Source organism: Marinobacter sp. NP-4(2019), assembly GCF_003994855.1.
Classification (GTDB): Bacteria; Pseudomonadota; Gammaproteobacteria; order Pseudomonadales; family Oleiphilaceae; genus Marinobacter.
Map to the genome: position 1 here is coordinate 3,175,330 of NZ_CP034142.1, position 12,643 is coordinate 3,187,972.

Consider the following 12,643-nt stretch of genomic DNA (forward strand, 5'->3'; position numbering starts at 1 on the left):
AGGTCATAACTTAATCAGATTAAAATTCCGTACGCTCACCCAGCTTGCATGGAAATGACCGCGAAACCGACTAACGCCATTGAAAATTTGCCGGAATTCATCCGCTCCTGGGCACGGGAACTGGGCTTCAGTGACGCGGGCATCACCCTTCCGGATACCGGCATCCATGGCGAGCGCCTCAAGCGCTGGCTGGCACATGGCTATCACGGTGAGATGTCGTACATGGGCGATCATGGCGACAAGCGCTACACACCGACATCCCTGGTGCCCGGAACCATGAGGGTCATTTCCGTTCGCATGGACTATCTGGCATCACCGGACAGCCCGAAAGAAGCGCTTACTAACCGGGAAAAAGCCTACGTCACCCGCTATGCCCTGGGTCGTGATTACCACAAACTGATGCGCAAGCGGCTGGCAACCCTGGCCAGGCGAATTGACGAAGCGGTCAGCGGCCACGATTACCGTGCCTTCGTGGACAGCGCACCGGTGCTGGAGAGAGCCCTGGCCCAACGCGCAGGCCTGGGCTGGATCGGCAAGAACAACATGGTGATTCACCCCAAGGCCGGTTCGTTTTTCTTCCTGGGTGAAATTTTCACCAGTGCCCCGCTGCCCGTAGACCAGCCATTTGAAACGGATCACTGCGGCAGCTGCAGCGCCTGCCTGGAGCTCTGCCCGACCGATGCCTTCAAGGGCCCGCACCTGCTGGATGCCCGCCGCTGCATCAGCTACCTGACCATCGAACTCAAAGGCAGCATTCCGGAGGAATTGCGCCCGCTGATGGGCAACCGCGTCTTTGGCTGCGACGACTGTCAGTTGGTCTGCCCCTGGAACAAGTTCAGCAAACCCACACAGGAACCCGATTTCCAGCCCCGCCATGGCCTGAACAACAGCGAACTGGCGGAACTGTTCCTGTGGACGGAGGAACAGTTCCTCAAACGCACAGAGGGTTCGGCGATACGCCGCACCGGTTACGAGGGCTGGCTAAGAAACCTGGCCGTGGGGCTGGGCAACGCCCCCTCCACCATCCCGGTGATCGAAGCCTTGAAGAAACGCGCGGACCACCCCTCAGCGATGGTCCGGGAGCATGTCCAATGGGCGCTGAAGCAGCACGGCTTATAATTTGAAGAAGGTTTCCCGATAGTGGCGCAGTTCGTTGATGGAATCACGAATATCATCCAGCGCCAGATGGCTGCCCTTCTTCTTCACGCCCGCCAGCACATCCGGCCGCCAGCGCCGCGCCAGCTCCTTGATGGTGCTGACATCCAGGTTCCGGTAGTGGAAGAAGCCTTCCAGCTCCGGCATGTATTTCACCAGAAAACGCCGGTCCTGGCCGATGCTGTTGCCACACAGCGGTGACTTGCCCGGCTCGACATGCTGTTTCAGAAACTCGATGGTTGCCTGTTCGGCTTCCCGTTCGGACACTTTGCTGTCTTTCACCCGCTGTGTCAGACCACTCTCACCATGAGTTTTGGTACACCATTCGTCCATGGCATTCAGCAGACTGTCCGGTTGATGGATGGCAATGACGGGGCCTTCTGCCACCAGATTCAACTCCGAATCGGTGACAATGGTGGCCATCTCGATAATTTTTTCCTTTTCCGGATCCAGACCGGTCATTTCCAGGTCGATCCATACCAGGTTATTGCCTTCTGCCATTTTGCTCTCCTAGCCTGCAATTTTGCGGGATAGTTGCGGTTGGCGAGCCCCTGTCCAGAACACGCTACAAGCACATCCATGTGCGCTTGATCTCCGGCCATCCATGGCCTCCGACAGTTCTGGACAGGGGCTCACCAACCGCAACCCCGAAATAATGGTGATATATCAGCCCCAATTATCTTTCAGACAGACTGATAGCATTGATGTAGCGTATGATGTCACAGCAATTGACACCCTTCATCAAAGAATCCAGAAATTACTTCATGGCAAAACGGCGACTGAACAAACAGCAGCAATGGCGCATCAAGAAAATCCAGCAGGAACGGGCGGCCCGTGTTTCCCGTAAGGAACAGGCCATTGAGGAACTGACGGAAGCCGGTGAGCTGGGCCCTGAGCAAGAGGGGTTGATTATTGCTCACTACGGTCAGCAGCTGGACGTGGAAGCGCTGGAAGGCGAACACCAGGGGCAGGTGGTGCGCTGCTTTGTGCGCGCCAACATCGACAGCCTGGTCACCGGTGACAAGGTTATCTGGCGGCCGGGCAAGAGCGAAACCGGCGTCATCGTCGCCCGCTGTGACCGGACCAACCTGCTGCAACGCCCGGACAATTTCGGGGCGCTGAAACCGGTGGCGGCGAATATTGATCATATTATTCTGGTGATTGCGCCGGAGCCGGAGCCCCATGACAACCTGATTGACCGCTATCTGGTGGCGGCCGAGAGCACGGATATTCCGGTAGTCATTCTGCTGAACAAGACCGATCTGCTGACGGACCGGAATCGTGACTATGTCGATGAACTGCTGGGTCGCTACGAGGCGCTGGGTTACCAGGTGATGCGCACGTCCGCCATGGCATCCGGCAACGCGCCGTCACCGCAGGTGGAAGCTCTGGTGAAGGACCAGACCAGTGTCTTTGTGGGGCAGTCAGGTGTCGGCAAGTCGTCGATTATTCAGACCTTGCTGCCGGACGAGTCGCTACGGGTCGGGGCGCTTTCGGAGAGCACCGGCAAAGGCACCCATACCACGACCACAGCCAAGCTGTTCCATCTTGCCATCGGCGGCGATCTGATCGATTCGCCGGGCATCCGCGAGTTTGGGTTGTGGCATATGTCGCCACAGGAGATTGAGTACGGGTTCCGGGAAATCCGCGACCTGATCGGCCACTGCCGTTTTCGCAATTGCCGTCATCTAGGCGATCCGGGTTGTGCCATTGACGTGGCGGCTGAGGAAGGGCGTATCAGCAAGCCCCGCCTGAAAAGCTTTCATCGAATTCTCAAGGACATGGCGGAGCAGCAATCGCGGGGCCTGAAACTGGACTGAGTTCGGCCTGCGCCGTTACCAGTTCAGCTCGCCCTCGGCCGGCTGTTCCTGCTCCCGCATCCAGTCGCCTTGCTCCAGGCTTTCCATGGCCTCCTCCTGCTCGGCCTCCGTCGGCTGGGTCAAATCAATCAGCGGCTCATCACTGCGCCCGGCATTGTTCTGGATGCCTTCTGCGGCTTTTTTGTTCAGGACAATGATGGATATGCGGCGATTGACCGGCGCTGTGGGGTCATCCTTGTCGAACAGGACCGAATCACTCAAGCCCACTACCCGGGCAATCTGGCCAGCCCCAACCCCGCCAGCAACGAGAGCCCGGCGCGCCGTATTGGCACGATCCGCTGACAGCTCCCAGTTGGTATAACCGGGACGCCCGCCAAAAGGTGTGGCATCGGTATGACCGGTGATACTCAGTTTGTTGCTGACCGCCCCGAGCGGTTTGGCCAGTTCGAACAGGATATCCTGAGAGTAGTATTTGAGTTCCGCCCGGCCGCTGTCGAACATGGGGCGCTGAGAGCGATCCACGATCTGGATCCGCAGTCCTTCACTGGTAATATCGATCAGCAGCTGGTCCTTGAATTCCTGCAGTGTTTCGCTTTGCTCAATGCGCTCCTGGAGCTCCTGGAACAGCTCTTCCATCTGTCGCTGCTCGAGGGTTTCCGCCAGCTCCTCCACTACCTCGTCCTCAATCTGGATATCACTCCTCTCGATATCCTGGGTACTTTCCTTGACGACCGAGGCACTGCCCTCAAGATCCACCGGGTTCGGCGAGCCTCCTTCGGTAAAACCAACCGGATCCTTGAAGTACCCTTCCACCGCCCGCTTTTGCTCCGGAGACGCGGTGGCGGTTAACCACAGCACCAGGAAAAACGCCATCATCGCGGTCGCGAAGTCCGCGAAGGCAACCTTCCAGGAGCCTCCGTGATGGCCGCCAGCAACCCGCTTCTTGCGCTTTACGATGATCGGTTGTTCTTCCACAAACCTGCTCCAGCAGCCCCTGAATGACCTTACTTCGACCGGACGTGGTCGTTAAGCTCCTGAAATCCCGGGCGCTTGTCCGTTGGCAATGCCTTACGGCCAAATTCGATGGCCATTTGTGGCGCCTGACCGGAGACCGTCGCAACAACCGAGGCCTTCACACACTCATACGCTTTTAACTCGTACTTGACGGCGTGCTCCAGAGCAATGGAGGTCGGACCAACAAAGCCGTAGCCCATCCAGATCCCTAGGAACGTGCCCACCAGTGCCGCAGCCACGCTCAGACCGATTTTTTCGGGCCCCTCCGACAGGAAGTTCATGGTAATCACGATACCCAGTACCGCCGCCACAATACCCAGGCCGGGCAAGGCGTCGGCTATTTTATTGACCGCGTGTGCCGGCTCTTCGAGTTCGTGCTGGCGGCTGTCGATCTCGTTTTCCATCATGCCTTCGAGCTCGTGGGTGGCCATGTTCCCGGAACTGATGATGCGCAGATAATCGGTGACAAAAGCCAGCAGGTGACCGGACTTCATAATGGCCGGATAGCGGGTAAAGATCTGGCTGGACTCGGGGTTATCAATGTCTTCCTCGATAGCCATGACACCCTGTTTGCGGGACTTGTCAAAGATGTCGTACAACAGGCTCAGGAGATCCATATAGAACGCCTTGTTGTACGGGGAACCCGTCAACAGGCGCATGATTCCCCGGAAGACCTCTTTGACGGTATGCATCGGATTGGCAATCACAAAAGAGCCGACCGCTGCCCCACCAATGATCAGAATCTCGGTGGGTTGCCACAGCACCATCAGGTTACCGCCGTGCAGGACATACCCGCCGAGAACACTCGCAACTACAATGACCGCACCGATAATGAGCAACATGGGAAGTAGAGAACGCCTTATGTAATAGTTATCGGAAAATTTTTATCGTTATCACACCGCCGAAGCAGTGCTGATAATAGCAAGGGCCGGCATGAACCGCGAAGCTGTGAAACAATTTCTATACAAGCCACCGTATTTGGTAAACTTCGCGCCTTCGAGCGCAAAGGATCCCGTTTAATGTTCAACAAGTTCTTCGTTTTAAGCCAGTACATTACCCCTCAGCTGGCTGTTTCACGGCTGGCAGGTCGTTTGGCAGACAATGACCGCACGCCGGCGCTCAAGAATCGCGTTGTTCGATGGTTTATCGGCCGCTATGGCGTAAACATGAGCGAGGCTGTAGAAGAGTCTCCGGAGGCTTACCCAACCTTCAATGCGTTTTTCACCAGAGCCCTGAAGCCCGGATTGCGTCCGGTGGATAACCGGGATAGCACGCTGGTCAGCCCGGTGGATGGTGCGATCAGCCAGCTTGGTCATGTCACCGGTGACCGGGTATTCCAGGCCAAAGGCCAGTCTTTCAGCCTGACGGAACTGCTCGGGGGCGACGAACAACGGGCCTCAGACTTTGTGGAAGGCGAATTCGCCACCATATACCTTGCCCCCAAGGACTACCACCGGATTCACATGCCCCTGGCCGGCAAGCTCCGGGAGATGGTGTACATCCCCGGCAAGTTGTTTTCCGTCAATCCGGTCACTGCCGAAAACGTACCCAATCTGTTTGCCAGGAATGAACGCGTGGTCTGCATTTTCGACACTGACGCGGGCCCGATGGCCATGGTGTTGGTGGGTGCGATGATTGTCGGCAGCGTTGAAACGATATGGAGCGGGGTTGTGGCCCCCGGAACCGGGGAAATCACATCCACTCGCTACGATGATGATCAACCAGAGATTCAATTCGAGAAAGGCCAGGAAATGGGTCGGTTCCGCCTGGGTTCCACCGTTGTTCTGGTGATGCCAAAAGGCTCGGTCCGCTGGAACGAGGACGAGGTCCCCGGGAAAACCGTCAGAATGGGCGAAGCTTTCGGCACACTGGTCTGAGAGGATAGCAGACAGCCCCTGATCGTCGGGGGCTGTCAAGCACGCTCAAACGGGAAGGCAAGTACATCGGCAATATCACGGGTGCCAAGCTTCAGCATCAGTAACCGGTCCAATCCCAACGCGACGCCGGCACAGTCCGGGATACCCGCCTCCAGGGCATCCAACAGCGCCGTATCAACCGCCATCTCAGACTTTCCGGTCTGTTGCCGGATACGGTTGTCCGCCGCAAATCGCAAGCGTTGTTCAGTCGGATCGGTCAGTTCCCAGTACCCATTACACAGTTCGATACCCTGAACGTACAGCTCAAACCGGTGGGCCTGTCGGATACCGTCATGCTCACTCACCCTGGCCAGCGCTGCCTGGGATTCCGGGTAGCCAGTGATGAATACGGGGCCATACTCCGCCAGGGCCGGCTCCACCAGATAACTCATCATCAGGTCCAGGCATCCATCACGCCCCAGCGTCATCGCCTGCTCCGGGTCCAGCCATTGCTCGCAACGGCGAGCCAGATCGCGAGCCGATGCAAGGAAGGGGTCCAGGCCGACAAACCTGCGAAAGGCATCCCTGTAGGCGAGCACATCCGGGGCCCCACACCCCAGCCAGCCGGCCACCAGATCACCCACTTCCGCCATCAGGTCACTGTCGGTAAACCCCGGCCGGTACCATTCCAGCATGGAAAATTCCGGGTTGTGACGGCGTCCGCGCTCCCCGTCCCTGAACACTCTGGAAACCTGAAAAATGGGACCGGAACCGGCAGCCAGCAGGCGCTTCATGTGATATTCCGGTGACGTCTGGAGCCAGCCGCCGGCGACACCGCCAGCCACGGCGGTGGTGTTGGCGGAGATGCCATCCAGGTTGGGGTCTGTCACCCCGTAACGGCCCAGCACCGGCGTTTCCACCTCCAGCACCCCCCTTTGCGCAAAAAAGCCGCGCACCCAGGCCAACTGGTCTGCACGGCTTTTCAGGGCGCTTAGTGAAGCCGACGGCTGCCACTCGAACGCGCGATTCACAACAGCAGCCTTCAACTACTCTTGACGCGGCTGACGTACTCGCCAGAGCGGGTATCCACCTTCAACACCTCACCAATAGTGATGAACAGTGGCACGTTAACCACAGCACCGGTGGACAGGGTAGCCGGCTTGGACCCACCCTGGGCGGTATCGCCTTTCATGCCGGGATCGGTGTCCACAACTTCGAGCTCGACAAAGTTTGGCGGCGTCACAGACAGTGGCGCTCCGTTATACAGGGTGACAGTGTACACATCCTGCTCTTTCAGCCACTTAACGGTATCGCCCACGGCCTTGGCATCGGCAGGATACTGCTCAAAGGAACCGTCGGTCAGCATGAAATGCCAGAATTCGCCGTCGGTGTACAGGTACTCCATGTCCTGGTCTATGACGTCAGCCGATTCCAGGCTTTCACCGGACTTGAAGGTGCGTTCCCACACCCGGTTGCTCATCAGGTTACGGAGTTTTACCCGGTTAAAGGCCTGGCCTTTACCGGGCTTTACAAATTCGTTCTCAAGAATCACGCAGGGGTCGCCGTCCAGCAAAACCTTAAGACCGCTGCGAAATTCGTTGGTAGAATATGAAGCCATGAAATGTTTACCCGAAAAGATGCAATTAAAAATTCAAGGGTCGCTATGATACAGCGAACCCCCACCCGTATAGAAGCCCGCCTGGTCGATAACGACCCCCGCAGCTGGCAGCAACTGCTGTCGGAGTCCGTCACCAGCCCCGAGCAGCTGCTCAGACGGCTGGCACTGGACCCTGAACAGTGGCTGGCCGGCGCCCGGCAAGGCCACAAACTGTTCCCGGTCCGGGTACCGGAACCCTATCTGAACAGAATGAGCCGGGGAAATCCCGACGACCCGCTGTTACGCCAGGTGCTTCCGCTGACTGCGGAGAACGAGTCTGTTGAAGGCTACGTCTCCGACCCCCTTGAGGAATCCGGCGCCCTGCAAACCACAGGGCTGATCCGCAAATACCGCAGTCGGGCACTGCTAATGGTAACCGGACAGTGCGCCATTAACTGCCGCTACTGCTTCCGCCGCCACTTCCCCTATGAAGAGCACCGCCTATCGGCAGCGGACAGGGCCCATGTCCTCGATACCCTGGCCCGGGACAACACGATCAATGAGGTCATTTTCAGCGGCGGGGACCCGCTGGCCGTCAACGACAGACTGCTCTCGGCCTGGGCAGAATCCATCGGCACCATTCCCCACATTCGAAGATTACGCATTCACACCCGGTTACCGGTGGTGATCCCGCAGCGGGTCTGCGACTCGCTGCTGGCCTGGCTTGCGAAAACGCGCCTGAAAACGGTCATGGTGCTTCACGTAAACCACCCCGCGGAACTGGACGACCAGACCCGCCAGGCCCTTGGTTATTTGCGATCAGCCGGCGTCACACTGCTCAACCAGAGCGTCATCCTCAAAGGGGTCAACGATGACGCAAACGTACTGTGCGAACTCAGCGAACGGCTATTTGACGCAGGCGTGCTACCCTACTACCTTCACGCTTTTGATCCTGTTGCCGGCGCTCACCACTTTGACGTCAGCGACGACCATGCAAGAGGGCTGGTACGAACAATGCTGGCAACGTTGCCTGGCTTCCTGGTCCCCAGACTGGTACGCGAGGAACCGGGTAAGACAGGAAAAACCCCTATTGACCTGTTTGCATGACGTTCAGGACACAGATGGCCTGAGATCACTTGTGAAAGTTTGTCAACTCGTGAACTTCTCGCTTTCTGTTCTGCCTATGCTATTTTACAGTTCGAATAATTGGCACTACTACTTGTTGGCGCAAACGAATGGAAGGAACAATCCTGAAACCAGACCTCCGTGTTCCCGAGCAGAAAACAGCGAGCCTCTCCTTTTGTGAGACGTCTCCGAAAGCCTTCCGGCGCTGGGTCAAGCAATTGCCTATGGCCAATATTGGTGAAGCTTCGCGCCAGCTGTATCACGCCATTATCGAACTGAACCATCTATTCATAGCACCCCAGCAGCGCCTGCAGTTTCTTGAGATGCTTCGGCCGAAGATTCATTTCGTGTGCACCGAACTGTCACGCCACTATCTTGGTCTGTCGGTTGCGCTCCCCGAGAAACAGCGCAAGATTGCCAATCTTTCCCAGGCCCTGCAGCTCCACTCTGCTGGCGGCTATAAGTTGTGCATACTGGAATTCCTGGAGAACGGCAGTCTGGACAGGAATCGCAAAGCGATCGCCCTGTCGGTGCATCGCGCCCTGTCCGAGTTGTCGGCCACTATCCTTCGTGCCCACCAGCTTTACTGTCCGAGCCCCTCGCGCAGTTGGTTGGAGTGCCACCGCCTGTTCCGTTTTGCCCATCGCAACAAGCTGATCGGTATCGACATTGACGACAACACCCTGGTCCATCGCCACGGTAGCACCATTGAGGACGCTTACAAACGCATTCTCCTGTTGGGCTGTGCACGCCCGAACCAGCTGCGCCAGAACGAGTTGCAGCAAAGCTACGAGCTGTTTGAAACCTGGACCCGACATGTCAGTTGTGGTCCCGGCATCAGTGAAGGCAGTCTGTTCGCGGTCAACATGGAGCATGACAACCCGCCGATCTATCGCAGCCTTCTGGAACAGGGGCCGGATGGCGACACCTTCGGTTTTGACACGGTAGAGTTATCACGGATGCTGTCGGATGCACTGCAAGCAGGCGCTCCCCGGGACCAGGACAAAAGCGGCCTCCAACTCCCCCCCAGAGTGAACGAAACGTTGCTGACGCACCTGAGCCAGGCTCTGGGCATCCTTGCCAAGCGCAATTTCAACCGCATCTCCGGCCAGGGCAAACTGGAAATCAGCGTTGGCCTGACGGCCACGCATTACTTTATTGCAGGCGAAAAACAGTTTCACGAATTCGTCAGAGGGAATGACAACGTACATCACGAAACATCCAACCCCTTTGTTCAGTCGGCTCGCCGGAATGAGGATGTCTGGGCCCAGGCCCATGATGCCGCCCCGCTGGGAGAAGGTCACCGTTCGCCGGACACACCAATTAATTTCCGCAGCAGCGCCGGCAAATTGCCTCAGAACCAAGCCGACAGGAAGCAACGTCCTCAGTCATACGAGGCCCTGCTGGTGAACAGCAGCCCCGGCGGTTACTGCGCCGCCTGGGAAAGCAACGTCCCCCCGGCGCTGCAAACAGGCGAAATTCTGGGCGTTAGGGAGCAGGCCAGTCACCCCTGGAGCATTGCGGTGGTGCGCTGGATTCGCCAGATCAAGCACAAAGGCACACAGATAGGCATCGAACTTCTGGCCCCCAGTGCCGCTCCGTGCGGAGTCCGACTCATCCAGAAGGTCGGGGCCAGCAGTGAATATCTGCGGGGGCTACTGTTGCCGGAAATCAGCGTTGTGAACCAGGCGGCAACACTGATTACCCCCAGGCTACCGTTCCAGTCCGGCAGTCGCATATCGCTGCTTCACGACGGACGCGAGGATAACGGCCAGTTGCAGCAGAAGCTGGCCTCCACCGGCAGTATCAGCCAATTCCAACTGAAGCTGCAGAACTCCGATGCCCTGAGCACCGGCTCGATGCCCCCGACAAGCACGAACGAGGATGAATTTGACTCTCTGTGGCCCTCCCTGTAGCTTCAGCACCTCCGGTGCCATCAACGGGGAGGCACTGCCCATGCGTATCACGAGACGTCTGACGAATGCAGAAAAAGAACGCCACCGTACATCTTCTGATTCTTGATCCATCACAGAACGACGCTGAATCTCTGATCAGTTTGCTGAGGAATTCCGGGAAAGCCACCAGGGCCCACCGCATTACTTCCGAGGAAGACCTCGAAGAAACACTGAAAAACGGCAATTGGGATCTTTTACTGGCTCGGGATACTGAACAGGAATTCGGAGCTGACGACGCCTTGGCGATGATCCGCCGCATGGACAAGGATATTCCGTTTATTCTGTTGACCGGCGAGTACGACCGGGACCGTACGGTGTCGATCATTCGTGCAGGCGCACAGGACACGGTACCGTTTGAATACACGGATCAATTGGTTCTTGTCGTAAACCGGGAGCTGGCAGCCCTGGATGAGAGACGCCGCCGGCGGATTCTGGAATCACATTTACGGGAAGCCGAGCAGCGTTGTCAGCTGTTACTGGAAAGCTCCAAGGATGCCATCGCCTATATCAACGATGGCATGCATATCTACGCCAACCAGTCCTACCTGGAATTCCTTGGCTACGAAGACATCGACGAACTGATCTGCATCCCTGTCCTCGACACCCTGACACCGGAAAGCCAGGAACGGTACAAGGAGTTCATGAAGTCCTTTGCCGAAAGCGGTAAAGACGGTATGACACTGACCTGTGTTGCCCGTCGCAGCGATGACCATGAACTGAACGTTGTTATGTCGGTGTCATCGGCCACTTACGATGGTGAGGCGTGTACCCAGATCGTACTTCAGCCAGAGCATAGCGACGCCGAGCTGGAAGAAAAACTGCGTCAGATCAGCAGTCAGGATCTGCTTACCGGTCTTTACAACCGGCAGTATCTGATGGACGCCCTGGGGCAGACCGTCGCGAATGCCGGCAAGAACAACGAAACTGGCGCCCTCGCCTATATTGCGCTGGACAACTTCATGAGCCTGAAAAGTCGGGTCGGCATTGCCGGCGCGGATCTCCTGCTGGGCGACCTGTCCAACATACTTAGGGAGCATACCCCGGAAGGCGCAACACTGGCCCGCCTGAGTGACGATGCCTTCTGTCTCTTGTGCCAGCCCGGAGACGAAAAAGAGCTGGCCAGCCAGTGTGAAGAGCTCTGCAAAACCGTTGAGAATCACCTGTTTGATATCAACGGCCGCACTGTCCAGGTGACACTCAGCATTGGTGTGGCAGCGGTAACCGAGAATTCCCCGAAAGCACCGGATGTTCTTGGCCGGGCCCACACAGCTTCCGCCGAACTCAGGAAAAAGGAAGGCCACACCCAGGGCAACGGCGTACTGATATACAACCCGGCCGATTACGAGGCTCTTGATGATACCAACTCGGCAGAGGCCATCCAGAAAGCCCTGGACGAGAACCGGTTCCGACTGCTGTTCCAGCCCATCATTAACCTCCGGGGGGAAGGCGAAGAGCATTACGAAGCCTTTGTGCGGATGCTGGACAAGGACGGTGAGGAAGTCTCTCCCTACGATTTCCTGCCTCCGGTTGGCCCTACCGACATGTCCATCAAGATTGACCGCTGGGTGATCCTGCAAACCATCAAACAGCTTTCCAGCCACCGCTCCCGTGGCCATGATACCCGACTGTTCCTGAACATTACCGCGGAAACCCTGGAAGACAGGACCTTCACTTCCTGGCTGAGCGTTGCGCTCAAGGCCGCCAGACTGCCCGGCGACTCGCTGATCTTCCAGATCCGTGAGGGAGACGCCAACAACTACATGAAACAGGCCAAGGAGTTCTCCAAGGCGGTCCATGAGCTGCACTGCAAGATTTCCATCTGTCAGTTTGGCTGTGCCCTGAACCCGTTCAATACACTGAAACACATCAACGTGGATTACGTGAAGATTGACGGCTCCTTCACCGAAGAAATCCAGAAGAGCGATGAGGCCAAGGAAAACGTCAAGGAAATGGTCAAGAGCCTGCAAAGCTCCGGCAAACTGACCATCATTCCGCTGGTCGAGAACGCCGGCGTATTGGCAACACTCTGGCAGGCCGGGGTGAACTACATCCAGGGCTATTATCTGCAGGCGCCGGTACCGGAAATGAACTACGACTTCGGGGATCAGTGATCCCCGTTGG

At 57.3% G+C, this 12,643-nt stretch carries 11 protein-coding genes; 6 read left to right on the top strand and 5 right to left on the bottom strand.

What is annotated here, in order from left to right:
• The first annotated feature begins 54 nt into the window (after window positions 1–54).
• The gene (gene queG, locus EHN06_RS14430; protein WP_127333238.1) at window positions 55–1,119 is read left to right on the top strand and encodes a tRNA epoxyqueuosine(34) reductase QueG; all 1,065 of its coding nucleotides are present in this window, start codon (window positions 55–57) and stop codon (window positions 1,117–1,119) included.
• Here the strand turns inward: queG and orn are convergent.
• On the bottom strand, window positions 1,114–1,656 hold the full coding sequence (gene orn, locus EHN06_RS14435; protein ID WP_127333239.1) for an oligoribonuclease: 543 nt from the start codon (window positions 1,654–1,656) through the stop codon (window positions 1,114–1,116). The two genes, queG and orn, sit on opposite strands and share 6 nt — an antisense overlap.
• Before the next feature lie 263 nt (window positions 1,657–1,919).
• On the opposite strand from orn, the gene rsgA reads away from it, so the two are divergent.
• A complete protein-coding gene (gene rsgA, locus EHN06_RS14440; RefSeq protein ID WP_127333240.1) occupies window positions 1,920–2,975 on the top strand; it encodes a small ribosomal subunit biogenesis GTPase RsgA in 1,056 nt (351 codons plus the stop codon).
• 15 nt (window positions 2,976–2,990) lie between these two features.
• On the opposite strand, the gene motB is transcribed toward rsgA, so the two are convergent.
• Window positions 2,991–3,950 (bottom strand): flagellar motor protein MotB, encoded by a 960-nt coding sequence (gene motB, locus EHN06_RS14445; RefSeq protein ID WP_127333241.1) that lies wholly within the window; start codon window positions 3,948–3,950, stop codon window positions 2,991–2,993.
• A 29-nt stretch (window positions 3,951–3,979) separates the two neighbouring features.
• Window positions 3,980–4,831: a flagellar motor stator protein MotA gene (motA, locus tag EHN06_RS14450; protein ID WP_127333242.1), complete on the bottom strand. Its 852-nt coding sequence runs from the start codon at window positions 4,829–4,831 to the stop codon at window positions 3,980–3,982.
• 177 nt (window positions 4,832–5,008) lie between these two features.
• Here motA and asd point away from each other — a divergent pair, with 177 nt between their 5' ends.
• Window positions 5,009–5,866 (top strand): archaetidylserine decarboxylase, encoded by an 858-nt coding sequence (gene asd, locus EHN06_RS14455; protein WP_127333243.1) that lies wholly within the window; start codon window positions 5,009–5,011, stop codon window positions 5,864–5,866.
• A 35-nt stretch (window positions 5,867–5,901) separates the two neighbouring features.
• On the opposite strand, the gene epmA is transcribed toward asd, so the two are convergent.
• The gene (gene epmA / locus EHN06_RS14460) at window positions 5,902–6,876 is read right to left on the bottom strand and encodes an EF-P lysine aminoacylase EpmA (protein ID WP_127333244.1); all 975 of its coding nucleotides are present in this window, start codon (window positions 6,874–6,876) and stop codon (window positions 5,902–5,904) included.
• Window positions 6,877–6,887: 11 nt separating this feature from the next.
• Window positions 6,888–7,463, bottom strand: a complete 576-nt coding sequence (efp, locus tag EHN06_RS14465; RefSeq protein WP_127333245.1) for an elongation factor P — start codon at window positions 7,461–7,463, stop codon at window positions 6,888–6,890.
• A 45-nt stretch (window positions 7,464–7,508) separates the two neighbouring features.
• On the opposite strand from efp, the gene epmB reads away from it, so the two are divergent.
• The 3 genes from epmB to EHN06_RS14480 all read left to right on the top strand — a co-directional run bounded on the left by epmB (window position 7,509) and on the right by EHN06_RS14480 (window position 12,633).
• Window positions 7,509–8,549, top strand: coding sequence for an EF-P beta-lysylation protein EpmB (gene epmB / locus EHN06_RS14470; protein WP_127333246.1), 1,041 nt, complete (start codon window positions 7,509–7,511; stop codon window positions 8,547–8,549).
• Between the two features lie 128 nt (window positions 8,550–8,677).
• Window positions 8,678–10,483, top strand: coding sequence for a GTPase (locus EHN06_RS14475; protein ID WP_127333247.1), 1,806 nt, complete (start codon window positions 8,678–8,680; stop codon window positions 10,481–10,483).
• Between the two features lie 65 nt (window positions 10,484–10,548).
• Window positions 10,549–12,633 (top strand): EAL domain-containing protein, encoded by a 2,085-nt coding sequence (locus EHN06_RS14480; protein ID WP_127333248.1) that lies wholly within the window; start codon window positions 10,549–10,551, stop codon window positions 12,631–12,633.
• Window positions 12,634–12,643: the final 10 nt, after the last annotated feature.

Excerpts from the sequence above, each read along its gene's own strand:
- asd (WP_127333243.1), top strand. The coding sequence starts at position 5,009 with ATGTTCAACAAGTTCTTCGTTTTAAGCCAGTACATTACCCCTCAGCTG.
- EHN06_RS14480 (WP_127333248.1), top strand. The coding sequence starts at position 10,549 with ATGCAGAAAAAGAACGCCACCGTACATCTTCTGATTCTTGATCCATCA.
- rsgA (WP_127333240.1), top strand. The coding sequence starts at position 1,920 with ATGGCAAAACGGCGACTGAACAAACAGCAGCAATGGCGCATCAAGAAA.
- EHN06_RS14475 (WP_127333247.1), top strand. The coding sequence starts at position 8,678 with ATGGAAGGAACAATCCTGAAACCAGACCTCCGTGTTCCCGAGCAGAAA.
- queG (WP_127333238.1), top strand. The coding sequence starts at position 55 with ATGACCGCGAAACCGACTAACGCCATTGAAAATTTGCCGGAATTCATC.
- epmB (WP_127333246.1), top strand. The coding sequence starts at position 7,509 with ATGATACAGCGAACCCCCACCCGTATAGAAGCCCGCCTGGTCGATAAC.
- orn (WP_127333239.1), bottom strand. The coding sequence starts at position 1,656 with ATGGCAGAAGGCAATAACCTGGTATGGATCGACCTGGAAATGACCGGT.
- motA (WP_127333242.1), bottom strand. The coding sequence starts at position 4,831 with ATGTTGCTCATTATCGGTGCGGTCATTGTAGTTGCGAGTGTTCTCGGC.
- efp (WP_127333245.1), bottom strand. The coding sequence starts at position 7,463 with ATGGCTTCATATTCTACCAACGAATTTCGCAGCGGTCTTAAGGTTTTG.